Source organism: Duncaniella muris (assembly GCF_003024805.1).
In the GTDB taxonomy this organism is placed as follows: Bacteria; Bacteroidota; Bacteroidia; order Bacteroidales; family Muribaculaceae; genus Duncaniella; species Duncaniella muris.
On sequence record NZ_PUEC01000005.1, the window covers coordinates 68,935 to 94,803 of the forward strand.

22 protein-coding genes are annotated in these 25,869 nt (G+C 46.9%); 15 read left to right on the forward strand and 7 right to left on the reverse strand.

Annotated features, from left to right (window positions below):
- Positions 1-202 precede the first annotated feature (202 nt).
- The 12 genes from C5O23_RS03370 to C5O23_RS03425 all read left to right on the forward strand — a co-directional run bounded on the left by C5O23_RS03370 (position 203) and on the right by C5O23_RS03425 (position 12,564).
- Complete coding sequence (locus C5O23_RS03370; protein ID WP_107031550.1) at positions 203-571, forward strand: CidA/LrgA family protein; 369 nt, start codon at positions 203-205, stop codon at positions 569-571.
- Positions 552-1,250: an LrgB family protein gene (locus tag C5O23_RS03375; RefSeq protein ID WP_107031551.1), complete on the forward strand. Its 699-nt coding sequence runs from the start codon at positions 552-554 to the stop codon at positions 1,248-1,250. The genes C5O23_RS03370 and C5O23_RS03375 overlap by 20 nt, the downstream gene beginning before the upstream one ends.
- Before the next feature lie 223 nt (positions 1,251-1,473).
- Positions 1,474-2,913, forward strand: a complete 1,440-nt coding sequence (locus C5O23_RS03380; RefSeq protein WP_107031552.1) for a transcription antitermination protein NusB — start codon at positions 1,474-1,476, stop codon at positions 2,911-2,913.
- A gap of 50 nt (positions 2,914-2,963) precedes the next feature.
- Entirely contained in the window at positions 2,964-3,284 is a 321-nt protein-coding gene (gene yajC / locus C5O23_RS03385) for a preprotein translocase subunit YajC (RefSeq protein ID WP_107031553.1), read from the forward strand.
- A gap of 49 nt (positions 3,285-3,333) precedes the next feature.
- Entirely contained in the window at positions 3,334-4,305 is a 972-nt protein-coding gene (locus C5O23_RS03390; protein WP_107031554.1) for a YbbR-like domain-containing protein, read from the forward strand.
- Between the two features lie 13 nt (positions 4,306-4,318).
- Entirely contained in the window at positions 4,319-4,903 is a 585-nt protein-coding gene (gene coaE / locus C5O23_RS03395) for a dephospho-CoA kinase (protein ID WP_107031555.1), read from the forward strand.
- 217 nt (positions 4,904-5,120) lie between these two features.
- Positions 5,121-5,924: a polysaccharide biosynthesis/export family protein gene (locus C5O23_RS03400; protein WP_107031556.1), complete on the forward strand. Its 804-nt coding sequence runs from the start codon at positions 5,121-5,123 to the stop codon at positions 5,922-5,924.
- Positions 5,925-5,943: 19 nt separating this feature from the next.
- Positions 5,944-8,265 (forward strand): GumC family protein, encoded by a 2,322-nt coding sequence (locus tag C5O23_RS03405; protein ID WP_107031557.1) that lies wholly within the window; start codon positions 5,944-5,946, stop codon positions 8,263-8,265.
- A gap of 18 nt (positions 8,266-8,283) precedes the next feature.
- On the forward strand, positions 8,284-9,492 hold the full coding sequence (locus C5O23_RS03410) for a hypothetical protein (RefSeq protein WP_107031558.1): 1,209 nt from the start codon (positions 8,284-8,286) through the stop codon (positions 9,490-9,492).
- Positions 9,446-10,405 carry a glycosyltransferase family protein gene (locus tag C5O23_RS03415; protein ID WP_107031559.1) on the forward strand — a complete coding sequence of 320 codons (960 nt, stop codon included), beginning with the start codon at positions 9,446-9,448 and terminating at the stop codon, positions 10,403-10,405. The genes C5O23_RS03410 and C5O23_RS03415 overlap by 47 nt, the downstream gene beginning before the upstream one ends.
- 7 nt (positions 10,406-10,412) lie before the next feature.
- A complete protein-coding gene (locus C5O23_RS03420) occupies positions 10,413-11,360 on the forward strand; it encodes a glycosyltransferase family 2 protein (protein WP_107031560.1) in 948 nt (315 codons plus the stop codon).
- Between the two features lie 46 nt (positions 11,361-11,406).
- Positions 11,407-12,564, forward strand: a complete 1,158-nt coding sequence (locus tag C5O23_RS03425) for a glycosyltransferase family 4 protein (RefSeq protein WP_107031561.1) — start codon at positions 11,407-11,409, stop codon at positions 12,562-12,564.
- A 58-nt stretch (positions 12,565-12,622) separates the two neighbouring features.
- Here the strand turns inward: C5O23_RS03425 and C5O23_RS03430 are convergent, their stop codons facing one another.
- Positions 12,623-14,554 carry a peptidylprolyl isomerase gene (locus C5O23_RS03430; protein ID WP_107031562.1) on the reverse strand — a complete coding sequence of 644 codons (1,932 nt, stop codon included), beginning with the start codon at positions 14,552-14,554 and terminating at the stop codon, positions 12,623-12,625.
- 181 nt (positions 14,555-14,735) lie between these two features.
- Positions 14,736-16,214: an IMP dehydrogenase gene (guaB, locus tag C5O23_RS03435; RefSeq protein WP_107031563.1), complete on the reverse strand. Its 1,479-nt coding sequence runs from the start codon at positions 16,212-16,214 to the stop codon at positions 14,736-14,738.
- Between the two features lie 225 nt (positions 16,215-16,439).
- Here guaB and C5O23_RS03440 point away from each other — a divergent pair, with 225 nt between their 5' ends.
- Genes C5O23_RS03440 through C5O23_RS03450 form a run of 3 tightly spaced genes read left to right on the forward strand, consistent with a single transcriptional unit; the run spans position 16,440 to position 19,635 of the window.
- The gene (locus C5O23_RS03440; protein ID WP_107031564.1) at positions 16,440-17,219 is read left to right on the forward strand and encodes a pyrroline-5-carboxylate reductase family protein; all 780 of its coding nucleotides are present in this window, start codon (positions 16,440-16,442) and stop codon (positions 17,217-17,219) included.
- 22 nt (positions 17,220-17,241) lie between these two features.
- Positions 17,242-18,333: a glutamate 5-kinase gene (gene proB, locus C5O23_RS03445; protein WP_107031565.1), complete on the forward strand. Its 1,092-nt coding sequence runs from the start codon at positions 17,242-17,244 to the stop codon at positions 18,331-18,333.
- A gap of 48 nt (positions 18,334-18,381) precedes the next feature.
- Positions 18,382-19,635, forward strand: a complete 1,254-nt coding sequence (locus tag C5O23_RS03450) for a glutamate-5-semialdehyde dehydrogenase (RefSeq protein ID WP_107031566.1) — start codon at positions 18,382-18,384, stop codon at positions 19,633-19,635.
- A 141-nt stretch (positions 19,636-19,776) separates the two neighbouring features.
- On the opposite strand, the gene glmM is transcribed toward C5O23_RS03450, so the two are convergent.
- From glmM to C5O23_RS03475, 5 genes are all read right to left on the reverse strand, one after another.
- The gene (gene glmM / locus C5O23_RS03455; RefSeq protein ID WP_107031567.1) at positions 19,777-21,162 is read right to left on the reverse strand and encodes a phosphoglucosamine mutase; all 1,386 of its coding nucleotides are present in this window, start codon (positions 21,160-21,162) and stop codon (positions 19,777-19,779) included.
- 8 nt (positions 21,163-21,170) lie between these two features.
- Positions 21,171-21,854: a DUF4827 family protein gene (locus C5O23_RS03460; protein ID WP_107031568.1), complete on the reverse strand. Its 684-nt coding sequence runs from the start codon at positions 21,852-21,854 to the stop codon at positions 21,171-21,173.
- Positions 21,851-22,900 carry a DHH family phosphoesterase gene (locus tag C5O23_RS03465; RefSeq protein ID WP_107031569.1) on the reverse strand — a complete coding sequence of 350 codons (1,050 nt, stop codon included), beginning with the start codon at positions 22,898-22,900 and terminating at the stop codon, positions 21,851-21,853. The genes C5O23_RS03460 and C5O23_RS03465 overlap by 4 nt, the downstream gene beginning before the upstream one ends.
- Positions 22,901-22,961: 61 nt before the next feature.
- Positions 22,962-25,124, reverse strand: coding sequence for a sensor histidine kinase (locus tag C5O23_RS03470; protein ID WP_107031570.1), 2,163 nt, complete (start codon positions 25,122-25,124; stop codon positions 22,962-22,964).
- A 57-nt stretch (positions 25,125-25,181) separates the two neighbouring features.
- Positions 25,182-25,856, reverse strand: coding sequence for an HAD family hydrolase (locus C5O23_RS03475; protein WP_107031571.1), 675 nt, complete (start codon positions 25,854-25,856; stop codon positions 25,182-25,184).
- Positions 25,857-25,869: the final 13 nt, after the last annotated feature.

Consider the following 25,869-nt stretch of genomic DNA (forward strand, 5'->3'; position numbering starts at 1 on the left):
TTGTGCTTCGATTTGGAATCTTCGGGAATTTTAATTCAGAATATCATCGGTAAACATAGAAAAGGTTTTGAAGTGAACTTTAACTTTTTGCATTGATGAATTTTCAGATAGTTGAGTTGCTGCTGTCAGATTAGTTCGTAACTTTGCACCCTCGAAGTGGAGTGCGTCTGACAAGCACTCTCAATAACACATATTTGAGATTATGATACTACAATGTGCTGTGCTATTCTCGTTTTTAGCATTAGGAGAATTGGTTGTGTGGCTTACGGGCATACCGATTCCGTCAAGCATTATCGGCATGCTGTTGCTTACAGCGGCACTGAAGATGAAAATCGTTCGCGTTTTCTGGGTTGATAAGGTGGCAGACTTTCTGTTGAAGAATCTTGGTTTCTTCTTTGTCCCCGCCGGCGTAGGCCTGATGAATTGTCTTGGGCTGCTGAGTGATCAGTGGCTTCCGATAGTCGGGTCATGTGTGATAAGTACATTTTTGGTAATTGCGGTGACCGGCTGGGTTCATCAGTATGTGCGCCGCGCAGCATCTTCACATCGTCATGAACTTTATAGAGAATAAATTTTTCCTGATAGCACTGACTTTTGTAGTCTATCTTGCATCGCAGCTTCTGCAGAAGCGTACCGGCATATCATTTCTCAATCCGATTTTGCTGACAATAATTGTGCTGATCTGCATACTTCTCGGCTGTGGGGTCGATTATGAGTCATATGCCGAAGGCGGACAGTATATAGAATTCTGGCTTAAGCCTGCGGTGGTGGCTCTCGGTGTGCCTCTTTACAGACAGCTTGAGTCTATCCGCAAGCAGTTATTGCCTATTTTGGCTGCAGAACTGGCCGGATGTGTTATCGGCACTGTCTCGGTGGTTGTTGTTGCCAAACTTCTGGGCGCGACTTCAGACGTGGTCATTTCTCTTGCGCCGAAATCAGTCACTACTCCCATTGCGATGGAAATTGCATCGACTCTTGGTGGTATTCCGGCTCTGACTGCCGCAGTGGTGGTGTGTACAGGAATCTTCGGCGGGATCGCGGGTTTTAAAATGATGAAACTCTCACATGTGAAGAGTCCGATTGCCCAGGGGCTGTCGATGGGAACTGCGGCACATGCTGTCGGGACTTCCGTGGCAATGGAAAGCGGCTATCGATATGGCGCTTTTTCATCGCTTGGGCTGACCCTCAACGGGCTGTTCACAGCTCTGCTTACCCCTTTTATACTTTCGGCTCTCGGTTATACTCTCTGAAAACTGTGGTTAGGCTATAGTTATAGTGAGCAGAGTGTATAATATAAATGTACAATATATTAAGGTGGTGAAGCCTGATGGTGGTCCCGGTTGTGTCCGGATTGATAAAGTGGCAGATAAAAATCATAAAAAACAGTCTGTATAGGCAGGTTGATTTAAGAAAAATTTGTAAATTTGCAGCGTTAAAAACATTAACGACGAAAAAAAATAGGTCTTTAAAAGTATGATAAATCGAGTTTTGATCCGAATCAAAGTGGTCCAGCTGCTCTACTCTTATCTGTTGTCACAGAGTGAATTCAAAATAGAGCCTCAGGTTGAAAATCTTTCACGCGACAAGAAATATGGTCATGAACTTTACCTCGATTTATTGTTGATGATTCTTGAATTGTCGGGTTTCGATGTTTCAGGTGGTCGTCGCCAGTCGCCGTTACGGGGTATTGCCTTGAACAAGCATATTGAACGCAATGCCTTGGGCCGTTCATTGAACAGCATAGATGAGATCCGCACACTGATTCTCCGTGACCGTTCCGGAGTGGCTCTGTTTGATTCCGTTATTCCGTCAATTTACGATGCTATTCCGTCACTGCCTGCCTACAAAAGCTATATCCGCTTGAAAAAGGCTGAGCTGAAGGATGATGTGGCTCTGTGGGTGTCAATTATCAACAATCTGATAGCTGACAATCCTGAGTTCATCACAGCCGCCCGTAAGAATCCTGATTTCACAGTGGCCGGCTTTAATCGTGGTATCAGCTCGTTGCTCCACACATTGAACGAGTATAACGACAACCGTTCTCTGTTCAACCATGCCCGCCATGCGCTTGACTATTCGCTTGACAAGGCATATGAGCTTTATCACAATCTGCTTCTGCTTTCGGTTGAGATCACACGTATGCAGGACCAGCGGTTGGATGCTGCCAAGCATAAGTATCTGCCAACGGATGAGGATCTTCATCCGAACATGCGCTTTGTTGACAATAAGTTCATCAAGGCTCTCTGTGAAAATGAAGATTTCAACGCCTACATGGATGAGCACAAGCTTTCGTGGGATGCGGATTCCATCATGGTCAGAGGTCTTCTTGACAAAATAATGGAGAGTGATCTCTACAAGGAATATATGGCGCGCCGCGAGGAAAGCACCTATGAAGAAGATTGTGATTTCTGGCGTCAGGTCTATAAAAATATCATCCTTCCGGGTGATGACCTTGCCGAGGTCCTTGAGTCGAAGTCTGTGTATTGGAACGATGACCTCCATGTTGTCGGTACGTTTGTACTGAAAACAATCCGCAAATTCGGCCAAAGCAAGACTGAAGGTGCTGACATCAGGCTCCTTCCGCAGTTCAAGGATGATGAAGACAGCCGCTTCGGTGCACGTCTGTTTGAAATCGCTGTTAAGAACTGTCAGGAGTATCGCGAACTGATTGATTCATTCGTGAATGAACATAGATGGGACTCAGAGCGTCTTGCATTTATGGACATCGTTGTCATGGTGACAGCCATCACCGAGCTTCTGAATTTCCCGGCTATTCCGATCGCAGTTACACTCAATGAGTATATAGAGATCGCAAATGCCTACAGCACACCGCGCAGCGGCGCGTTTATCAACGGTATTCTCTACTCAGTGATAAATCATCTCAAGTCAGAGGGCAAGCTCATCAAGGCCTGAATCCTTCCGGCTCAATAAAAATGAATTCATAATTATAAAACAAAAGATTTATGCTTAACACAATTCTCCTCCAGTCAATGAACAGCAGCTGGGCAAATATTCTTATGATCGTGGCGCTCATCGCAGTGTTCTATTTCATGATGATCCGCCCCCAGCAGAAGCGTCAGAATGAAATCAAGAAATTCCGCGAAGGTCTCAAAGTCGGCGATGCTGTAGTTACAGCCGGCGGTATTTACGGTAAGGTGAAAGGAATCGATGACACTACTTTCACAATCGAGATCGCACGTGACGTACGCATCACCGTTGACAAAGGATCGGTATATCCTTCAGCTCAGCAGGCTGCAAATGACGCTGCTGAAAAGGGTAAGTAAAGACGATCGGTAGATTGGCATCCTAACTACTACGTCAACGGCTCAGGCCATGAACGAAAAGGCAAAAAAACTAAACGAAAAAGTGACCGCGGCTCTGCATTCGAGCCGCGGCCAAAATGTTTTGCTCTATCTGCTGTTTGTGGCTGTGGCTTTTGTGTTCTGGGTGTTTCTGTCGCTTGACGCAGAGGTGCAGCGTGATTTCGATGTGCCGGTAGAGATTCAGGAAGTGCCTGACAGTGTCACGATGATAGGGCTGGCTCCAGCTTCGATCGGAGTCAGTGTCAAAGGCAAGGATTCGCAACTGCTCCGTTTTTTCTGGGGCAAGATGTCGCCCGTCAAATTCAAATGGGAAGAAAATATCGAAGGATATTCGTTTGTGCTCGGTCGTCCGAAACTTGAAGCTAAACTGCGGGACTATTTCGGCAATGCCGTGCAGGTACTTTCATGCCGTCCTGATTCATTACGCCTGCCGTTTACTACCCAGTCGGGCGTCAGAGTCAAACTGAATGTTCAGGCTGATGTCCATCCGAATCTTCAGTATATAATTTCAGGTCCGGTTTATGCAGATGTGGACTCTGTGACTCTTTATTCAGTGGAAGATTTGCCACATACGCTCAAATTTGTGTCGACAGAGCCTATCGTCAAGTCTGATCTGCGTGACACGATGCGCTATGAAGTCCGTGTAAAGCCCATAGCCGGAGTCAGAATTATTCCGGATGTTGTTACAGTGACAGTGCCCGTCGAACCGCTGATTTCCAAGAAGCGCAAAATCTCCATTGAGGTGACCAACCGTCCGGATGACAGGAATCTGATCACATTCCCGTCAAAAATAGAGATCAGTTATCTTGTGCCGATGAGTGCTTATAATGACGACTATCCGGTCAAAGCTTATGTGGACTATCGACAGGCGCGTTCCAGTGTCAAAAAACTGCCGGTTACTCTTTCGGCTCTTCCAAGTGTGTATCACAATCTCAGTTTCGCTCCTGACAGTGTGGAATATATTATCGAGAGTGTGAAGTAAAAATCATAAACGAATGCTGACAGCGATAACAGGTGGAATAGGGAGCGGGAAAAGCATCGTGAGCAAAATTCTTGCCGCGATGGGCTATCCGGTGTATGACTGTGACAGCCGGGCAAAGTTGCTGATGGATCAAGATGATCAGATAAAAAAGGCTCTATGCAGCGAAATCCATGCAGATTGCGTCAGAACCGACGGCAGTATAAACCGAGAACGGCTGAGTGAGATTGTATTCGGAGATGCCGGAGCCCTTTGCAGGCTAAATGCGATTGTGCATGCTGCCGTGAGGTTGGATCTGAAAAGGTGGTGCGGGGCAAACATCGGCTCAGGGCGGCTGTTTGTGGAAACTGCAATCCTGTATCAGAGCGGACTTGATGTAATGGTTGATGATGTGTGGAGTGTCGATGCGCCGGCAGAATTGCGCATAGAACGTGTGATGGCCCGCAATTCGTTCAGCCGACAGCAGGTTGAGGCAAGAATCGCATCGCAGGATTCGTATGTTCCTACCATATTACATCCGAGGGTGTTTTCAATAATTAACGATGGATGCATCCCGCTGTTGCCTCAGATTGAAAATTTGCTCGGCCAGGAGATGTACTGAGTCTCGTTTGTTTTTTCTCATTTTTTCGTTTTTTTCTCGTTTTTTTGCCGGGCGGTTAATTTGGCTCTGTGTGAAACAATATTTCATGTCATGGGGCGTTATTCATAAAGGCCATGTCTGCTTGCTGCAGAGCAGGGTCAATATATTCACATTGTGTAAATACGCTGTGTGAGAACATTCACAGTTAGTTTTCGGTAACCTTAGAATCAAAAATATAATGAAGGCTCAGTTCGCAATTATCGGCATAGCCATGCTCCTTGCTGCCACATCGTGCAGAACATCAAAAGATTCGTTGAATTATTTTGAAGATACACGGGCAACCAATGATATAGAGTTTAATCTTCAGGATTGTAAAATAAAACTTGAACCGCATGACGAGCTTTTCATTTCGGTTACGTCACTCATGCCAGAGGCTACGGCGCAATATAATCTTCCTCTGGCAAATCCGGCAAAATTAGGATCTCTTCAGGAATCAAGCCAGATGCGTCAGCAGACATATGTTGTAGATTCCAACGGAGATATCAAATTTCCGATGCTTGGCCAGATTCATGTTGAAGGCATGACTACCGAGCAGCTTGCCGGATATCTTACTGAGGAAATATCGAAAGAGGTAAAGGACCCGATAGTAAAAGTGGAACTGGTAAATTTCAAAGTCAGCGTTCTTGGTGAAGTCAGGATGCCCGGCACGATAACAATTCCGGGAGAGAGAGTCTCGATTCTTGATGCCCTTGGCCAGGCTCAGGATATGACAGAATATGGTGATCGATCAAACGTATTGGTCATACGCGAGGAAAACGGCAAGGCCACATATCACTATATCAATCTGAACAAAAGCGATGTGATGACATCTCCGTATTATTTCCTCCGGCAGAATGATGTTGTGGTAGTCTCTCCGAATAAGGTGCGCCAGGACAATTCGAAATACAACAACAACAATGCGTATAAGCTTCAGGTGACATCTACTATTGTCAGTGCCTGCTCTGTTATTGCGTCTTTGGTTATAGCTCTTACAGTTAAATAAGATATTGATTTTTAGAATTATGGATTTGACCAACGATAATATAACTGAAAAATTCGATTTTCGTTATTATATCCGGTTGTGCCGCCGTTATTGGTACTGGTTTGTGATCTCGGTAGTGCTCTGTGGCGGAATCGGCGTCTTCTATGCTCTGTCTACAGTGCCTGTTTATCAGGTCGTGGCCAATATTCTTATTTCGGATGAAGACAGCAGCCGCCCGTCCAATGCCATGAGTGAGCTTGCCAGCCAGTTTTCTGCAGGAAACATGATGGGAGGAACCAACTCTGTGGACGATGAAATCAATGTGGTCCGCTCTCACTCCAATCTGCGCCAGACAGTAAAGGATCTTGGATTGAATACCGGTTATACAGTAACGAGATTCCGCGTTTTTGATCGTGATGTTGCTGACAAGACTCCGGTTGTCATGACCTGTGATCCGGCTATAGCCGACACACTTGGCTGTTATATCGGTTTCAAGGTTGTAGTCAATAAGGAGCATAAGGTCAGTATAAAAGCCAAAGCTAATGACAAGACTGTAATAGCAGATGTAAAGGATAAGCCTTTCCCGGTCACGCTGTCTACGCCCTATGGCGATTTCGTTTTTGACAAGACCAAGTATCTGAAAAAAGGGAAAGGGGTCAAAATGACGGTCGGTTTCAGTAGCTATGACGCTTCGGCTGAGGGACTTGCCGAAAGTGTATCAATATATATACCGAGCAAAAGGGCGAATATAATATCGTTTGCTGTCCATAGCCCACATTCGCAGTATGCACAGCGGATTCTGAATACTATAATTGATAACTACAACATTTCCGGTATAAATGAAAAGCGTAAAAAGGATCAGAAAACAGCCGATTTTGTTGCAGAACGTCTCGCTTCGATAAGTAAAGACCTGAATCTTTCGGAAGAGGATATCGAGCACTATAAGCGAAGCAATAAGCTGACTGATGTAGGTGCGGATGCAAGCAAATGGATGTCTCGTTCAACCACTCTGGAGTCACAGATAATGAATGCCGAGACTGAGCTCCATCTTCTTGAGATGACACGTGATTTCATTAACGAACCGGGAAATGAATGGCAGCTTATACCGGCTCTTAATGTGAATGCGGCTGTACCGGTAGATGCTTATAACGGGCTGCTTCTTCAGAGAATGCAGTTGCAGAACACGGCACGTGGCGAAAATGCGATTCTGAAAAAATTGGATGAACAGATCTCCGCATTGAGAGATAATCTGAAAAAATCACTTCATAAGGCCTATGAGAATGCCTCAGTGAGACTGCATGATCTTCGGGTACAGGCTGGAGAATCAAAAGCACAGCTGAGCAAATTTCCTGAATATGAACGTCAGTTCGGGAATATAAAACGCCAGCAGGCAATAAAAGAGGAATTGTATCTTTACCTTTTGAAAAAGCAGGAAGAAACCAGCATCGCATTGGCTAATTCAATGCCGAGAGCCAAGATTGTAGATGAGGCTTACGCGCTGTCTGAGCCGGTCAATCTGTCGAAAAAGAAACTCGTTGCGATCGCTCTGTCCATAGGGCTGATAATTCCGGTAGTTCTCATCTTCTTGTTTGACAAGTTGAAAAATAAGTTTGATACCATCGGCGAACTTGAGCGCCTCACTCCGGTTCCTGTCCTGGGTGAAGTATGCAAGAAGACAGATGCCGGTTCTCCGCTGGTTGTGAAATCAGTTGGTGGAAGCACATCTGTGGCGGAACTGTTCAGACTTATCAGATCGAACCTTCAGTTTATACTTGGCAATACCGGCTCTAAGGTAGTATTGCTGACATCTACCATTTCAGGTGAGGGCAAGTCGTTCATCTCCATAAATCTTGCGTCCTCGTTTGCGGTGCTTGGCAAGAAAGTGCTGCTGATGGGTCTTGATATCCGCAATCCGAAGCTGGCAGAATATCTTGAACTGTCTTTAACAGACGGATTCACATCATATATCGCCAATGAAAATATCACATTGGATTCGATAATACAGCATGATGTGCTGGAAAAAAATCTCGACATAATTGTCGCCGGCCCGATTCCTCCGAATCCGTCTGAACTTTTGCAGTCTGAAAGGGTTGATGACCTGTTTGCCAGACTCCGGACAGTCTATGATTACATCATCATAGACTCCGCTCCGGTCGGAATGGTAAGCGACACATTCTCACTGGTGCGTGTAGCCGATGCGACTGTCTATGTCACCCGCGCTAACTATACCACGACCAAGGAGATCGGCTTCCTTAACAAACTTTATGCAGGAAAACGTCTGCCGAAACTGTCGGTTGTGCTCAATGGCACTAAGACAGCTGCCGGTTATGGCTACGGCTATGGCGAGAAATCCGGCAAATAAATCAATCAAGTGTCGGGAATGAAAAAGGCTCTGTTTGTCCTGACTCTGTTTTCAAGCATCGGATTTTTTAATCCGATGCAGATTTTTTCGCCTCAGTTGACGAAGCTGATGTTCTATCTGTGTATCTGCATGTGTGCTTTGCTGGCTGTGACTGACGGCCGCTCACTCCGGGGGATTGATTATCCTAGGAAGAGCTATTGGCTGTTTATGCTGATGATTGCGGTTTCAACTGTTTCAGCAACAGCTTTTCATCCGCAGTCTTATTCGGTAACACTGATGTCGACTCTGCCGTATTTCTTAGGATATTTCTTTTTCTGGATAATGTTGAAGCTGGCTTTGCCGGAAAGGTTTATTCTGAAATGGATGTTTATCGGTTGTCTGTTGGCCGTGCCGGTATATTTCATAAATCTTTTCAGTTTCCCTAATGTGGTTTTCGGGGAGGAATTTAACCTTGATACTTCAAGAGGCATGCTGCGTGTCCCGGTGTTTTTCTTGGAGATAATGGCCTTTTTTCTGTTCTATGGTATCAATCAGCTACTGCTTGGCCGCGGGCGCAAGAATTTATGGATAATGATCTGTGGAGTTTGTACACTGATGATTTTCATGTCTGTGGTCCGTCAGGTTATTTTGTATTCAATGGTGCTCTGCATTCTGTTCCTGCTGAAAAGATCATCCTGGACAAAAAAACTTATGGTTGTTGCGGCCGGTATTATTGTTGTTGTATATGTCCTGCCGATGATTCCGGCTTATAATACAATGCTGGAACTTTCAGGTGATCAGCTTGAGGAGAATGAAGAAAAAGAGAATGTCAGAATTGGAGCCTGGCGTTATTATACGTTTGAAAATCAGACAAACGGGCTTACTCCGATTATCGGTAATGGCTCTCCGTCATTTGGCAATAGTGTCTGGGGAAATGTATTTGATGACGCGATCGAGGACAATGGATATTTATATGCCGATGTGGCTTGGGCCGGTATCATTTATCTTTTCGGATGGACAGGATTTGCCGCTTTGCTGATACTGATACTCAAAGCCGTGTTTAAACGGAAAATTCCTGAGCAAGAGTACCTTACTTACTGGTTCGTTTTTATCTTCCTTTGTGGCATCGGATCAGGCGTGTTTATCTATTATAACTCGATCATCAGTATAATGATCGGCCTTTATTTAGTTTTTGGGACGAATGAAAAAAACAGCGATAATAATCCTCAACTACAACAACCCGTCTGATACCATTGCCTGCATAAAGAGCGTGGAGCGGTATAATACAGCTCCTGTAAAGTATGTCATAGTAGACAACGGATCAACAGACGGCGTTTCTGTCCCTGAAATAGACGCATTCCTGTCAGGCGCTTTCGCCGGAGGGTATAAGTGTGTACAGGAGACCGATGCAGTGTCCGGCATTCTTCCGTATGTTACATTTCTGACAAGTCTGTCGAATGACGGTTACGCGCGAGGCAATAACAAGGGAATAGCATTGACCGCAGATGATGACGAAATTGACCGTCTGATGATCCTGAATAATGATATTCTTTTTATCGAGGATATAATACCTGCGTTGAAGGAGGCTCAGGACAATCTTCCGGCCTGTGCGATCATAAGTCCGTTACTTATGAACGGCAAAGGTTCCGGCATCGACTGGAATTGTGCCCGAAAAGATACAACCATTGGTTCATGGGTTAAAAATAATTTCCTGGCTCCGTATTACTGGTTGTGCAAAAAGAGTGTCTACGAAATTTATCGGGAGTCACTTTTGCTTTATAAGAAGGAAGAGCCTTATCCTGAATTCATGCCTATCGAACTTCCGTCTGGATCCTGTATGCTTGTAAAGAAAGACGTCTTTGCGGCGATAGGTAATTTTGATCCGGCGACATTCCTTTATTATGAGGAAAATATACTTTACCGGAAACTATTGAAACTTAAGCTTGGTAACTATATAGCCACCGGCTTGCGCTGTGTCCATCTGGGTGCTGCTACAATGGCTAAATCGCCGTCAAAAATTGTAGCCCAGGCAGCAAAGGCGAGCCGCTCATACTATGTAAGGACTTATCTCGATTCTCCGTGGTGGCAGCGGGCCTTGTTGAGTGTGAGTGATGCCTGGCTTCAAGGGTTCGTCTTTTTTAAAAGTATAGTAAAAAAATGATTGCATAATGAAATTGTCTGTAATCACCCCCGTCTATAATAGAGCCGATTGTGTTCTCCGGTGTCTGGAGAGCGTCGCTTTACAGATTGGCTGTGGAAGAAATATCGAACATGTGGTTGTTGATGACGGCTCAAAAGACAATACCGCAGAGTTGATCAGGACTTTCGCTGATGGCAAACCACATGTGAAGACCGTGTTTTTTGATCAGAACCGAGGCACAAATGCGGCCCGTAACGCAGCGGTCAGCCAAGCGACGGGTGATTATTGTGTAATACTTGACAGTGACGATTATTTTACACCAGATGCCTGCGATGTCATACTGAATGCGATAGAATCGTTTCATGATGCACGGTATTTTATGTTCACGCGCGATGATCGCACAGAGGAGTTCGACAGCCGCTATGGACAGGGTGCTATTGTTAGATACGGCTATAGCGATGTGCTTAATGGTGAAGTGGCAGGAGACTACATACATGTCATTCCTCGAAATTTACTTGAAAAATATCCGTTTGACGAGGGACTGAAGATATATGAATCACTTATCATCCAGCAGATTTATCGAGAGGTAGGGGAGATGGTATTCATGAACAAGACCATTGTGATAGCAGAGAGAAACCGCTCTGATAGTGTCACCTGGAACACGTTGCGGACAAATGAAAAGGCTATCTCCAGAAAACTTCAGGCGGCTATGATGGAACTGAAATTATTTGGCGATGACTATCTTGGCATAGGCAATCGGAAATATGTCGACAGCCTATATTTTAATATTGTGGACAATGCCGTTTTGATGAACGATTACCGATTGGCAAAAAAATATATTCCGTCACTGGCCGGTTGGCGTAAATTCCTGATGCGCGTGATAGTCATAGGCCGTCTGGGGACGATATACGGTAGATGTCTCAATAGATATCTGAATTTTAAATATCGCTCATATGGCATCGAGGTGAAAAAATGACCGTTGAAAAGCGTGAACTGTAAAATATCTATTGACCGTGAAAACTATGGATAAAGAAAAATCAGTGCTTTATAATCTGGCCGCAACTCAACCTATGAGTGGCACAATGCGTCATGGCGGCGGCATATATGGTGAGATCGTATTGCGGAAGATTATAGAACTCAGACGGAATGTGACGGTTGCATATGATTCGCGGTGTTGGCTCAATCCGGAAATGATAGCCCTTTGTGAAAACAATTCTGTTGAGCTTGTCGATATATCTCAATGCGGTTTTCAGTCTGTGATTGACAGCCGTCGGATTGATATTTTTTATTCGCCACAGCCTTTGGATGAATTGTATAGGCTGGAAAACTGCGAACTGGTTGTGACCATCCATGATCTTCGCTCTATAGAATTGACATTGGACCGAAAAATGTTCTGGCGATATAAGATGCAGCTCTCCATGCAGTTGAAAAATTTGCTTGAGATATTGTCTCCATCATTTATTCGCCGTCATCGTTATCGTAAAAACGAAAATTTCATACGCAAGCCTAATTTGCGTTTTGCGGTTGTCTCTAATCACTCATTAGGATCTGTAAATCTGTTTTTCCCTGAATCGGTCGAGAAGGATATTCCGGTGTTCTATTCTCCGTCAACATCGCTTGATTTAGTAGACAGCCGTAAAGAAGCTCCCGATTTTTATCTCCTTGTAAGTGCCAACCGATGGGAAAAAAATTGTCTTAGAGCCATTATGGCTTTGGATCAGCTTTTTTCAGAAGGGCGCCTGCCTGGAAAGCGTGTGGTCATTACCGGCGTCAAATCTGCTGATTACTTTAGATATAAAATCAAAAATGCGGGATTCTTTGATTTTAGAGGCTATGTCAGTGATGAGGAGTTGAACCAGCTCTATCACGATGCCTACTGTTTCATTTATCCTTCGCTGAATGAAGGATTCGGCTATCCTCCGTTGGAAGCCATGCGCTATGGAGTTCCCGTCCTGGCATCTCCATTTTCATCAATAAGCGAGGTTTGTGGTGATGCGGTGTTGTATTTCAATCCTTTCAGCCTTGATGAAATCAAAATCCGCATTATCCAGCTTGAAAATAAGGTGCTTTATGAACGCCAAAGGGCAAAAAGCCTGGAACGATATGATTTTATCACCGCATGTCAGAAAGAGGATCTGGAGAAATTTGTGAGATTCATATATAATGGCCCTCTTATATAGGTGTTATACATTCAAGCCTGTTTTGTGCTTGTTTAACAGCAATAAAAAAGCGTTGGGATCAATTTCCCAACGCTTTTAATGCTTTCTTGTTAAGCTTCACCTTGTATTTCTTTCTCAGAGCCTTGATCCATTCGCTTTCGAGTAGCTGCTGATAGTCTGAGGCTACAGTTCCGCGGACATCATTGGCTTCTTCGGGAGCGTCGATCACGCGGCCGGCATATCCGAACCAGGCAGTCCATTTGCCGGGTGCTTCCGGCCGTTCGCCATTGAAAGCCACATTATCGACGATCGCATTTTCGCCTTTTCCGGTGACCACTTTTTCAATCTTGATGCTTCTGCCGTAGTTGGCGCGCATGACGGATACAAGTGAGTCATTTTCTACCTTATTTGCGGCAAGATATTTCTGCGCTTCGCCGGCGATGGAGTCATTTGTCGTAAAGATGACATAACCTTTGTAGTGAGGTTTGTCCCAGGTATATTTCGCACGGTTGGCTGAGAAAAATTTCTGAAGACCTTCGGTGTCGGAAGCTGAGCGCTCCCATACATTACGGTTGCTGATTTCAAACAGCAATATGCCATCGCGATACTCATTTGTGAGATTGCGGTATTCACTGTTGTTTTCCGCAAGGTTCTTTCGTGTTTCCTCTACAACTGTCTCGTTGATCTTGTTTTCAAGACCTGAGTTTAACACTGTGAATGCGTCATTTGCTCCTTCCAGTACGTTTGAGGGGATATAGTTTATGACATCTCCAATGCTTATGACGCGTTTTCCAACAGTGGCGATCAATGAGTTGTCAGCCTGAAGTGATCTCAGTTGCTCGGCAGGTGAGTCGCCAGTCATTCTGGATCTTGCCTGCATGAGGCCTGTAGAGTCAATCTTGACTCCAAGTTCGGCTTTCAGCTGCGTCAGCCGTTCGGTTTCAGGCATCACTGAGCGCATGTCACGGCTGATTGCTGCCTTTATGCGTTCTGATTCTTCGGCCAGAGAGCCGATGCCGCGATGGGCTAAAGTCTGCACGATGTGATAGCCATATGCGGTTTTGAATGGAGCGGATATGCCTCCGTCTTTAAGACCGAACGCTGCGTCTTCAAACTCTTTTACCATTTCGCCGGGACCAAACCATCCGAGTCGGCCGCCATTGGCTGCCGATCCGGGGTCTTCGCTCTCAGCACGAGCGATCGCATCAAAATCACCTCCGCTGGCCAGCAGATTGTAAATCGAATCAATCTGTGCTTTTTTTGCAGCTCCTTCTTCCTCCGAGAGGCCATTGGTCAGTTTAAGGATATGGCGTGCCTCGACTTTTCCCGGATTGGGGCGTTCATCTTCAACGCGGATGATATGGAATCCGAAAGGAGCATCTTCTATCACAGGCGATATTTCACCTACCGGAGTTTCCCAGGCGGTTTTTTCAAATGGATAAGGATAGCTGTTGACATTGATGTAGCCCATTGATCCATTGTTTACACGGGCAGAGCGATCTGATGAATATCTGACAGCCATTTCTCCGAAATCAGCCGAACCGTTTACGATCGCTGTGCGGATGCTGTCGAGTTTCATCCTGTTTGCCTCTTTTTCATCGTAAGTCGAGCCAAGGGGGAGCATGATGTGGCTGACTTTACGAGATGTGGCCATACGGGCATAAGCTTCTTCGATAAGACGTTTTTCAACAATAGAGTCACGAAGATACGGACGCGACAACTCCGCGCAATAACCGTTGAATTCTTTGGTGAAAGCATCGGTCTGATGCAGGCCCGCGGCTTCTGCATCGGCAACCTTAAGCTTGTAGACGATAAACATTTCAATGTATTCGTCAATGCTCTGAGGGGCCAGTTGCTGGAGATTATTCTTATGGTACAGATATTCGAATTCGCTTTGCCGGACATCTTTCCCGTTAATCGTCATGAGCACGGGATCTGCGTTTTTGCTCGCTGAGGCCGACAGTATCGCAGCACAAGCCAGAGCTGAAATTATGAATGGCTTTTTTTTCATTGCGTTTGATTATAGGTCAGATACTATGTAGTATGCACCGGTTATATTGTATAGTACTTTTAAGTAACGGATATCAGGCGTGATTATTGCATATCCGGAGGTTGGCCTGGCCTAAAAAAACTCCGGCAAAAGGATCTATAAACCTAATGCCGGAGTGCTGTTTTTGCAAGGATGATGTCGTTTATCTTGCCGATGCGCTATAGTTGGGGGCTTCGGATGTTATAGCCACATCGTGGGGATGGCTTTCTGCCACACCTGCATTTGTGATGCGGGTGAATTTGGCTTCGTGGAGACGTTCGATGTCAGGCGCTCCGCAATAACCCATACCTGCACGCAGACCTCCGAGCATCTGATAGACAACTTCGTAGAGCAGGCCTTTGTATGGCACACGTGCTGCAATGCCTTCCGGCACGAGCTTCTTTGCATCTGTTTCGTTTGCTTGGAAGTAACGGTCTTTCGAGCCCTTTTCCATAGCTTCGAGCGAGCCCATGCCGCGATATGATTTGTATTTACGGCCGTTGTATATGATCGTGTCGCCGGGCGATTCCTCAACGCCGGCAAGCATTCCGCCAAGCATTACGCTATAGGCGCCTGCGGCCAATGCTTTTACAATATCGCCTGAGTAGCGGATGCCGCCGTCGGCGATCAGGGGAACGCCTGTGCCCTTGAGAGCTTTCGCTACATCATAAACAGCGCTGAGCTGAGGCACACCTACACCGGCTATTACGCGGGTGGTGCAGATAGAGCCCGGACCGATGCCTACTTTCACGCCATCGGCGCCATTCTCTACAAGATATTTGGCGGCATCGCCTGTTGCGATATTGCCTACAACTACATCAATGTGCGGATATTTCTCTTTGACAGCTTTAAGTACTCCTACTACTCCGCGGCTGTGGCCGTGGGCTGTGTCAATGACGATAGCATCTACTCCGGCCTCAACAAGAGCATCAACACGGTCCATAGAGTCACCGGTCACGCCTACACCTGCGGCAACGCGCAGACGGCCGAGTTTGTCTTTGCAGGCATTGGGCTTGTCTTTGGCTTTGGTAATGTCTTTATAGGTAACAAGACCGACAAGGCGGTTGTCTGAGTCGACCACCGGGAGTTTTTCGATCTTATGCTGCTGAAGTATGCGGGCAGCTTCTTCAAGGTTGGTTGACTGGTTGGTCACAACCAGATCGTCTTTAGTCATGACCTCGTCTATCGGGCGAAGAGGATTCTGCTCGAAGCGGAGATCGCGGTTGGTGACAATGCCGACAAGTTTGCGGTCTTCGTCGACAACAGGAATTCCGCCGATATGATACTCTTTCATCATGTTGAGGGCATCAGCGACAGTGCTGCCTCGACGAATGGTAACAGGGTCGTAGATCATGCCGTTTTCAGCACGTTTGACAGCGTGGACCTGACGAGCCTGCTCGGCGATCGACATATTCTTGTGGATGACACCGATGCCGCCTTCACGTGCGATGGCAATAGCCAAGGCTGCCTCGGTGACGGTGTCCATAGCGGCCGACACAAGGGGTACGTTCAGCGTAATGTTGCGGGAAAATCGGGTGGAAAGGTTCACTTCGCGCGGAAGCACTTCCGAATAAGCCGGAATAAGGAGGACATCATCGAATGTCAGTCCGTCCATTTTTACTCGATCAGCAATAAATGACATATAACGATTAGAATTTATTGCGTGCAAAGTTAATCAAAATTTTCCATTCAACTGATAATGTCCGGCCAAAAATATTTGTGCTTTCACCAATATTATTTACTTTTGCATTATGGATGTGCCGGTCAGTGGCATGTCTTGATTGTCGAGATACGACCTCGTCGGATCTGCTCCAGAGTCCTTAACGTTAAAGGTTGTTTTTTACAACTTCTAAAAATACATTTCAATATGAAAATCGCTGTAATAGGTGCCGGTGCAATGGGTGGAGCTGTAGCTTCTGGACTATGTGCCGCCGGATGTGATTATAAAATTACGGTGTCAAACCCTTCGGCCGGTCATCTGAAACCGTTAAAGGAAATGGGCATTGCGGTTACGTCAGACAACACAGTGGCTGTGCGCGATGCGGATATTGTGATCCTTGCGGTAAAGCCGTGGATAATTGAGTCGGTCATCGCAGAAATCAGACCTGTTCTTGATTATAGCCGTCAGACTGTAGCGGCAATTGTGGCAGGTGTGCCAGGGCGGCAATTGTGTGAATGGTTTTTGAAAGATTCCGAATTGCCTCAACTTATGATTGTCATGCCGAATACTGCAATGGAAGTTGGATCGTCAATGACCTTTATAGTTCCGGTTAATGCCGGTGAAGCATCGGTAAGCGCAGTGGAAGGCATATTCAATAGTCTTGGCACTTCAATGGTGATTGACGAGGCTCATCTGCCTGCGGCGACAGCTTTGGCTTCATGCGGCATCGCTTATGCCATGCGCTATGTCAGAGCGTCTGTTGAAGGCGGGGTAGAACTCGGTTTTAAAGCTTCACAGGCGCAGCAGATTGTCCTTGAGACACTCAAGGGGGCGGTGGCCTTGCTCCAGCGCCCCGGTTCACATCCGGAGAGTGAGATTGACAAAGTCACCACTCCCGGTGGACTGACAATCCGCGGACTGAATGAAATGGAACATGCCGGATTCACATCTTCTGTGGTCAGAGGGCTGAAAGCCTGCGTGAAGTGAAAAAAGAAAAGCATCAGATTCAATGAATAACGATATTGCAGATTCGCGCCGGATTGTGGTCAAGGTTGGAAGCAACGTGCTGACCCGCTCAGACGGCAAACCGAATGTCACAAACCTCTCGTCGCTCGTTGACCAGATCGCGGCCTTGCGTGGTCTCGGCCATGAGGTCATACTCGTTTCGAGTGGAGCAGTGGCCTGTGGCCGCGGGGTTCTGAAACCGCAGCGACAACTCGATGCTGTGGCCCAGCGTCAGCTTTATTCCTCGATAGGGCAGATACGTTTGATAAATCTTTACAACAGCCTTTTTTCGGAATATGGCTATGTGGTGGGGCAGGTGCTCACGCAAAAGGAAAATTTCGGCTCGCGTGAGTCATATCTCAACCAGCGCGCATGTATGCAGACAATGTTGGAAAACGGAGTCATACCGATTGTCAATGAAAATGACACGGCTTCTCTGACAGAACTGATGTTTACAGACAATGACGAACTTTCGGGGCTGATTGCGGCGATGATGGGTGCTGACGTGTTGATAATTTTATCTAATGTTGATGGCATCTATGACGGCTCACCTTCAGATCCTGCATCCAGACTAATTGAAAAGGTTGCTGCCGGAACAGATCTAAGTTCCTGTGTCGTATCCTCTAAAAGTGGTTTTGGCCGTGGCGGCATGGGGACAAAGTGTGGCATAGCCCGTAAACTTTCCGAAGAGGGTGTCACGGTTTATATAGCACGTGGAGACAGAGCGGATGTGCTTGTGGATCTGATCTGCCGTCCGCAGACTGTTCCCCACACCGAGTTTGAAGCTTGCCCGCAGACCGTCAGCAATATCAAGCGCTGGATAGCCCATAGCGGAAGTTTTGCCAAAGGTGTTATCCGGGTTGATGACAAGGCTGCCTCAATTCTTCGGAGCGACAAGGCTGTCAGCCTGCTTCCTGTCGGAGCTGTGTCGGCTGACGGTGACTGGGAGGAGGGCGACATTGTGACCTTGCTGACTGAAGCCGGTGAAACAATAGGCTATGGACGTGCCGCCGTTTCAGGTGCCGATGCAAAGAAAATGGCAGGCCGCCGTGGTGGCAGACCGCTTGTGCATTATGACTATCTTTTTATTGAATGAGCGGACTGATATCCGGATTCCGTCTCATAGTTTACATAATAGGTGCTTATGACAGAAGATTATAATGAAATATTCCGCCGGGTGAAAGATGCATCGCGGACAATTCCGTCACTGACTGACTGGGAACGGTCTGAAATCCTATGCAAGATTGCAGGTGAGATCGAAGAGTGTCAGGAACTGCTTCTTGCCGCCAATCAGAAAGACCTTGACCGTATGGACAGAACAAATCCTCTCTATGACCGCCTGCAGCTTAGTCCTGAAAGACTCGGTTCCATAGCGTCAGATATGCGGAATGTTGCGTCACTCTCATCTCCGCTTGGCGAGGAAATCGAGAGACGTACCCTACCGAACGGGTTGCTGATACGGCGTGTGCGTGTGCCGTTCGGAGTGATAGGCGTGATCTATGAAGCCAGGCCAAATGTCACATTTGACGTGTTCTCTCTGTGTTTTAAAAGTGGGAATGCCTGTGTGCTTAAAGGGGGGCGTGATGCAGAAAATTCAAATGAAGCAATAGTCTCACTGATCCGTCGGGTGCTTTCTGGCAATAACATTTCCCCCGATATAATCTCGCTTCTTCCTTCTACTCATGATGCTACCGGCGTGTTGCTGAATGCTGTCGGCTATGTGGATGTCTGTATTCCACGCGGAGGCCGCCGGCTTATAGATTTTGTCCGTGACAACGCGCGTGTGCCTGTGATTGAGACCGGAGCAGGGGTGGTCAGTGCGTATTTTGATAAATCCGGTGACCTGAAAATGGGATGTGATATAATAGCCAACGCCAAGACGCGCCGTGTGAGCGTGTGCAATGCGCTTGACACTTTGATTATCCACCGAGACCGTCTTTCAGATCTTCCGGTTTTGTGTGAGCGCCTTGCATTGAAGAATGTGCATATATATGCCGATGCCGAATCAATGTCTGTTTTGCGCGGATCCTATCCCGAATCCTTGCTGTCTCCGGCCGGCTGTGATACTTATGCGACCGAGTGGATGGATTATAAAATGGGTGTGAAAACTGTTGCTGATCTCAATGAGGCGATCAGGCATATTGCCGTCTATGGGTCCGGGCATAGTGAATGTATAATAACGGATGACGGCTCTGTGGCCGACAGATTTCAGCAGGAGGTCGATGCAGCATGTGTCTACGTCAATGCCCCGACCAGTTTTACTGACGGCGCGCAGTTCGGGCTTGGGGCTGAAATCGGCATCAGTACCCAGAAACTCGGACCGCGCGGACCTATGGGATTGCGGGAAATCACAACTTATCGTTATATGATCAACGGTAACGGTCAAGTGCGCCCCTGAGGGAGTAAAGAGGGCGTTGAAATGTGCAATTCCCTAAAATGCGGTTATTTCCGGCAGATCTGAAATAAACAGACGGCTGCGTTCCCAAATCGGAATACGCAGCCGTCTGTACTATCAGTTATTTATCGAAATTTTGCTTTGTCAGATCATTGAAGCGATTACATCTTTGATCTTCTGTGCAAGAGCGTCTGCCTCAGCCATTGTGGCAGCTTCACTATAGATGCGGATGATAGGTTCGGTATTGGACTTGCGAAGGTGAACCCACGAATCCTCAAAGTCGATCTTCACGCCGTCAATATCAGTGATCTGCTCGCCTGCGAATTTTTCCTTGACAGCTGCAAGGATTGCATCGACGTTGATTTCCGGCGTGAGTTCCATTTTGTTTTTGGCGATCTCATAAGCCGGGTAAGTCTTCTTAAGTTCGCTCACCTTCTTGCCGCTTTTGGCAAGGAGGGTAAGGAAGAGGGCTACGCCTACCAATGCGTCACGGCCATAGTGTGCTGCGGGATAGATGACACCGCCGTTGCCTTCGCCGCCGATGACAGCGCCTGTCTCTTTCATCTTTGTAGTTACATTGACCTCTCCGACTGCCGCTGCGGAATATTCACATCCGTGACGGTGTGTGACATCGCGTAATGCTCTTGAAGAACTGAGATTGGAGACTGTTGAACCCGGCGTGTGGGCGAGCACATAGTCAGCTATCGAGACAAGAGTGTATTCTTCGACAAACATTTCTCCGTTCTCCATGACAATTGCAAGACGGTCCACGTCAGGATCGACAACGAAACCTACGTCAGCCACACCTTTGGCCATCAGTCCTGAGATCTCAGTCAGATTCTGAGGTATGGGTTCCGGTGTGTGGGCAAATTTGCCGTTGGGCTCACAGTTGAGTTCAACAATGTTTTTCACTCCGAGTGCGCGGAGTAGCTGGGGAATAACCACACCACCTACGGAGTTGACAGCGTCAACAGCCACTGTAAAGTTAGCTTTGCGGATAGCCTCCACATCAACAAGATCAAGTGCAAGCACCTGCTCTATATGGCGAAGATTATATGTATTGTTGGTGTATTCATGGCCGAGGTCATCGACTTCCGCGAAAGTATAGGCTTCCTCTTCAGCTATGCGGAGCACCTCTTTGCCTTGCGCGTCATTCAGAAATTCTCCGTTTTCATTGAGAAGTTTCAGCGCGTTCCACTGTTTGGGATTGTGGCTTGCGGTAAGAATTATTCCGCCGCAGGCTTTTTCTGCGACAACCGCGATTTCAGTTGTCGGGGTGGAGGCCGGACCGATGTTGATCACATCGAAACCCATTGCGGTCAGAGTGCCGACAACTATGTCATTGACCATTTTGCCACTGAGGCGGGCGTCGCGGCCGACTACGATAGTGCGGTTTGTGCGGCTTGTGTTTGCTGCGATGAATGTTGCGTAAGCGGCGGTGAATTTTACAATGTCAAGTGGAGAGAGGCCGGTGCCGGGAGCTCCTCCGATTGTACCGCGGATTCCTGAAATGCTCTTGATGAGTGACATGAGTGCTATTAGATCATTGATTTATAATAAGTGATAGTGTAGAGGTAAGGGACAACGTATGACATATCGGTTTCCGGACCGGCTTGCGATTTGATTACGATGTTCACCTTTGAGTTGTAGCCAAGGAAATAGAGCGGGCGCTGGATGCCTGTTCCGTATTGGGTAGACTCGCTCACACTTGTATTTTCGAAAAGGAAAAATGTCGACTGGGAATTCATCGAGTCCGCATTGCCGGAGCCGATTAGTGTGTTGTCAGCTCCGACCACATAGTAGAACAGATTGTATCTGGTAAAGCGGAAGTAGACGCGGTCGTTTTTCTTTGGTTTTTCATCGGTACCGACAGAAATGACCTGCATGTAGACGTTTGAGTCATCGTCGATCCGATAATAAGGAGCGTCTTTTGACGGATCTTTTTCAAGAGAAGCCATTATCTCTACGATGGCCTGTTCGTAAGCGGCTTCGTCAGCTGCTGTCTGGCCTGATTCCTCATACATTTTTTCTGCGATGTCACGGCGGGAAATGAAAACTGAATCAGAAGGAACGTAATTGACCACGTGGTGACGTACCAGAAAGTCGTTGACTACATAATTTTCATCAGCGAGAAGTTCTGCATAACTTTTTGAATCATCGCAGGAACTTGTCAGAAATGCAAGTGCGATAATGGCGAATATGGGGAAAATTAACTTTTTCATTGAAGATATTTGTCGTAAGTTGGAATAATTTCAAGTAGTTTCTGAAGTGCCTTGTCAAGAGGTCCGTTAAATTCGCCTCCGGCGGCATTTGTGTGCCCTCCGCCTCCGAAATGCTCTTCGCAGATGCGGCTGACTGAAAACTCACCTTTGCTGCGCATTGAAACTTTCACGCAATTTTTTGCATCTTCGCGCAGAAACACGGAGTAGGTGACCTCAGGCATTGAAAGCGGGATATTTACAAGTCCTTCGGTATCTCCTTTTGAATAGCCGAATTCTTTCAACTCATCCTCGCTGAGCATGATTACAGCGGCCCGGTGTGGCTGGAGAATCTGCATGCGGTATTGTGCAAACCCCATGATCCTGATCCTTGATTCGGATGATGTGTTCATCACAAGTTTATAGAGATTGTCTTTGTCAATCCCTTTGCGCATCAGGTCATGGATGATGAGATATAGATCGGGATCATTTGAATTGTAGGAGAAATTGCCGGTATCGGTCATCATGCCGGTATAGATGCAAGCGGCCGAGTTTCTGGTGAGATGACGTGTCCAGCCTGCTTGCCACATGAAGATATAAAGCAGGGCTGAAGTCGAAGATATTTCAGGGCGTGAAATTACTATCTCACCTTCTATCCGGGGATCAAGATGGTGGTCGATCACAACCTTTTTTGCCGGAGATTTGCTTATGGCATCAGACAATCGGTCGACCCGTGTAATGTCATTGAAGTCAAGACAGAATATGAGGTCGGCATCGGCAATCAGGTCATGGACGCGGTCACCGTTGCGGGTAGCGGCAACTATTTCGCGTACGCCGGGCAGGAATTGCAGGCTTCGCGGAGCGCAGTCAGCTGTGACTACAGTTGCGTTTTTCCCAAGGGCCTTTAGGATGAACCAAAGTGCGCATGACGAGCCTAAGGCATCTCCATCAGGGCTTACGTGACAGGTGATGACAATGTTGCGAGTGGCCAATACGAATTGTTTGACCCGGTCGACAACCGCCGGATCAAGTTCTGTGAGAAAACGTGAATGTCTCTTGAATTCTGCCATAATGGTTGCAAAATTACAAAAAAATGACGGATTTTCAGTCTTGCGAAACGCTAAATATCATTTATTGTATTTTCAGGATTTTATTTTTTGGTAAAATCAGCAGGAAGCGGGCGCCTTTGGTGTAAGTTGTGTCCAGAATGACGTCACCTCCAAGTATTCTTGCAAGCAAGCGCGAGATGGTCAGGCCAAGCCCTGCTCCTTGTGTCTCTTTGTCGAGTTTTACGAAGCGTTCGAAGATCAAATCTTTCTTATCGGCCTTTATGCCTATTCCGGTATCCGTTACGCTGAATGTCACTGTCTCTTTCTCGCTGTCAACGCTGTAAGCGAGCGTGATGCTTCCTTTCGGAGTGAATTTTGCAGCGTTAGTGAGCAGGTTCAGTAATATCTGGTGGACGCGTTGAGGGTCGGTAAACAGACATATGTAAGGCGAAGCTGTGTCAAACATGAGGGCTACGTCCGGACTGAGGCGGTGGCGCACGCCGTCAAGCACCATCGTACAGAGCGGACGCAGTTCGACCGGGCGGTTATGGACTGGTACGGACTCGCTGTCTATTTCAGAGATATGTAGCACATCATTTATGATTGTTGACAATAGTTCGCTGTTGAGTTCCACCAGTGAAGAGAAGCGTTCAAGATATTTCTTGTTTGAGGCATCAGAGCAATCTGTGATTAATTTGCAGTATTCATTGATGGCTTTGAGCGGAGCTTTGACTTCATAACTCATGTTTTTGATGAAGTCGGTTTTCATATAATTGGCTTTCTGAGCTTCATCACGGGCTTTGAGCAGATCTGATTTTGACTTTTCAAGATGGCTGCTTTCTGCTCTCAGTGCGCGGTTGCTCTTGTCAAGCGTGCGGGCGAGTTTCCGATTGTTGCGATAGAGTCTGAAAAGAATCACTACGGAGATCAGCAATATGAATATTGCGACAGCTGCAATCGCAACTATCATATACATGCTTTCAGCTTCGGCATTCTGCTTTTCAAGTTGGAGTTTGTCATAACTGTTGCGCATTTCGTATGAGTCATAAATAACCTGTAGCTCTTTATATTTCTCGTCGAGGCGTTCGCTCAGATATGATTCGAGCTTCTTGTTGTAGCGGCGCGAGGCTTCAAGCAGTGTCTCTTTGTCATTGACAGCTTCGGCGCACTCGATTTCATTTCGCAGGAGCTGCATGAGTCTGTAAGAACTGTTAGTCACATAGGGTGTATTGATGCAGTGCTTTATGTGTTCCAAGGCTTGCGCATAGTTCTTGATCGCCATGTTGTAGAAAATCTGTGGGCCGGGGTAATTTCTGTTTGTTTCTGCAACCTCCGGATTTTTAGCCACAAGCTGCATGGCGAGCTTATAGTACTTTTCTAATTCGGGCTGACTCAGTTTTGTGTGGTTTGACAGTATCCGCTGATAGATGACATAGCGAGAAGAGTCATAGTTGCGGAAATACCGCCCGCGGTCTTTATATTGTTTTTCCAATTGGCGGATTGCCTCCAGTGTCTTTCTGTCACATTGATATGCTTTTTCAAACTGGTTGGCCTGACTGTAGATAAGTGCGGCATGTACGTAATAGGCGTTATGAAGTGATATCGCTGATGCCGGCAACTGCTGGATCAGGGTGTCAAGCTTATCGACATAGCGGGTCAGCATGGCATCGGAACCGGTGCGCGAGAGCATGGTGCAGATGGAGTGTAGCAATACAGCCTGATCGTATATATCTGTAGGTTGGTTAAGTGTATGCGTATTGATCAACTCCTGAAGCAATTCACGCCGTTTGGCTTCTGACGCGTGATTGGCCCGATGTATGTTTCGGGCAAAGCGCAGGAAAGTGCGGGTCTCTTTCAACTCGTCAGATGATGCGCGGTAGGGGCTGTCAACAGTCGGAGTGGGACCGTCATGATAGCTGAGGGTTTTGTTATATAGCTCCATCAGCATGGAGTCGTTAGCCAAATAGCGGTTGGCGAGTTGGCGGAGTATGTTGAGAGCGGCGCTGCTGTTGCCTGCACGGTTGGCGACATCGAATAGTTCCAGACCAAGCAGATTGCCATTGGCTCGTGGAAGCACGTCATATAGATTTTCCATGATCCAGAGAGAGTCTGCCGGGGTTTCGGCCTTAGACAGGCAAATGTAGAGAGAGTCGGCTATTTGTTTCTGAGTCTCCTCGGTGGTCGCGGTGCTGCGGACGGACAGAAGAAGAAACAGGCATGCAAGAAATATGTATTTTGTGCTCATGACGGTAGGAATGGTCGAGTGGTGGCGGTTTGTTGATTTTGATAGCTGCCGTGCCTGTCAGCTGTCAAGTCCCAGACCTGGGCGCTTGACAACAGTAATTATTTCATCCGGAGTGTTGACAATGTTGTCGGCGTGGTGGTCGCGCAGTTCTTTCACCGACCGGAATCCCCAGCTTACTCCGCATGAATCCACGCAGGCCCTGCGTGCGGTCTCCATATCGACTCCGGAATCACCCACGTATAATACTTTCGACTTTCGGGTCGGACATTTGGCCAGGATCTCAAAAACAATCGAAGGATCTGGCTTTGTCGGCACGCCTTCTTTCTGGCCTTCTACAGCACACCAGTTGATATCAGGGAAATAGTGACGGATCAGAGACACGACTGCTGCCTGGTATTTGTTTGATGCAACGGCTAATTTAAGCCCCATTGATTCGAGTTCTTTAAGCAGTTCAGGGATGCCGGGATAGGGTTTGGTCAGATCGGTTTTGTGCTCGTTGTAATATTCAGTGAATTTCTCAAGGACCTTGGCCACGGTTTCCGGTGTCTTGTCGTCTTCCGGCAGTGAGCGCTCAATCAGGCGCGTGATTCCATTGCCGACAAATTTTGTGTATGAACTGAGATTGTGTTCTGGGTAGCCGAAAGATCTGAGCGCATAATTGGTTGCGGCACCAAGATCGGATATGGTGTCAAGCAGAGTTCCGTCGAGATCGAAAATGACGAGCTGTTTCATGCTGTTTAGTGAT

Excerpts from the sequence above, each read along its gene's own strand:
- C5O23_RS03370 (WP_107031550.1), top strand. The coding sequence starts at position 203 with ATGATACTACAATGTGCTGTGCTATTCTCGTTTTTAGCATTAGGAGAA.
- C5O23_RS03375 (WP_107031551.1), top strand. The coding sequence starts at position 552 with ATGAACTTTATAGAGAATAAATTTTTCCTGATAGCACTGACTTTTGTA.
- C5O23_RS03380 (WP_107031552.1), top strand. The coding sequence starts at position 1,474 with ATGATAAATCGAGTTTTGATCCGAATCAAAGTGGTCCAGCTGCTCTAC.
- yajC (WP_107031553.1), top strand. The coding sequence starts at position 2,964 with ATGCTTAACACAATTCTCCTCCAGTCAATGAACAGCAGCTGGGCAAAT.
- C5O23_RS03390 (WP_107031554.1), top strand. The coding sequence starts at position 3,334 with ATGAACGAAAAGGCAAAAAAACTAAACGAAAAAGTGACCGCGGCTCTG.
- coaE (WP_107031555.1), top strand. The coding sequence starts at position 4,319 with ATGCTGACAGCGATAACAGGTGGAATAGGGAGCGGGAAAAGCATCGTG.
- C5O23_RS03400 (WP_107031556.1), top strand. The coding sequence starts at position 5,121 with ATGAAGGCTCAGTTCGCAATTATCGGCATAGCCATGCTCCTTGCTGCC.
- C5O23_RS03405 (WP_107031557.1), top strand. The coding sequence starts at position 5,944 with ATGGATTTGACCAACGATAATATAACTGAAAAATTCGATTTTCGTTAT.
- C5O23_RS03410 (WP_107031558.1), top strand. The coding sequence starts at position 8,284 with ATGAAAAAGGCTCTGTTTGTCCTGACTCTGTTTTCAAGCATCGGATTT.
- C5O23_RS03415 (WP_107031559.1), top strand. The coding sequence starts at position 9,446 with ATGAAAAAAACAGCGATAATAATCCTCAACTACAACAACCCGTCTGAT.
- C5O23_RS03420 (WP_107031560.1), top strand. The coding sequence starts at position 10,413 with ATGAAATTGTCTGTAATCACCCCCGTCTATAATAGAGCCGATTGTGTT.
- C5O23_RS03425 (WP_107031561.1), top strand. The coding sequence starts at position 11,407 with ATGGATAAAGAAAAATCAGTGCTTTATAATCTGGCCGCAACTCAACCT.
- C5O23_RS03430 (WP_107031562.1), bottom strand. The coding sequence starts at position 14,554 with ATGAAAAAAAAGCCATTCATAATTTCAGCTCTGGCTTGTGCTGCGATA.
- guaB (WP_107031563.1), bottom strand. The coding sequence starts at position 16,214 with ATGTCATTTATTGCTGATCGAGTAAAAATGGACGGACTGACATTCGAT.
- C5O23_RS03440 (WP_107031564.1), top strand. The coding sequence starts at position 16,440 with ATGAAAATCGCTGTAATAGGTGCCGGTGCAATGGGTGGAGCTGTAGCT.
- proB (WP_107031565.1), top strand. The coding sequence starts at position 17,242 with ATGAATAACGATATTGCAGATTCGCGCCGGATTGTGGTCAAGGTTGGA.
- C5O23_RS03450 (WP_107031566.1), top strand. The coding sequence starts at position 18,382 with ATGACAGAAGATTATAATGAAATATTCCGCCGGGTGAAAGATGCATCG.
- glmM (WP_107031567.1), bottom strand. The coding sequence starts at position 21,162 with ATGTCACTCATCAAGAGCATTTCAGGAATCCGCGGTACAATCGGAGGA.
- C5O23_RS03460 (WP_107031568.1), bottom strand. The coding sequence starts at position 21,854 with ATGAAAAAGTTAATTTTCCCCATATTCGCCATTATCGCACTTGCATTT.
- C5O23_RS03465 (WP_107031569.1), bottom strand. The coding sequence starts at position 22,900 with ATGGCAGAATTCAAGAGACATTCACGTTTTCTCACAGAACTTGATCCG.
- C5O23_RS03470 (WP_107031570.1), bottom strand. The coding sequence starts at position 25,124 with ATGAGCACAAAATACATATTTCTTGCATGCCTGTTTCTTCTTCTGTCC.
- C5O23_RS03475 (WP_107031571.1), bottom strand. The coding sequence starts at position 25,856 with ATGAAACAGCTCGTCATTTTCGATCTCGACGGAACTCTGCTTGACACC.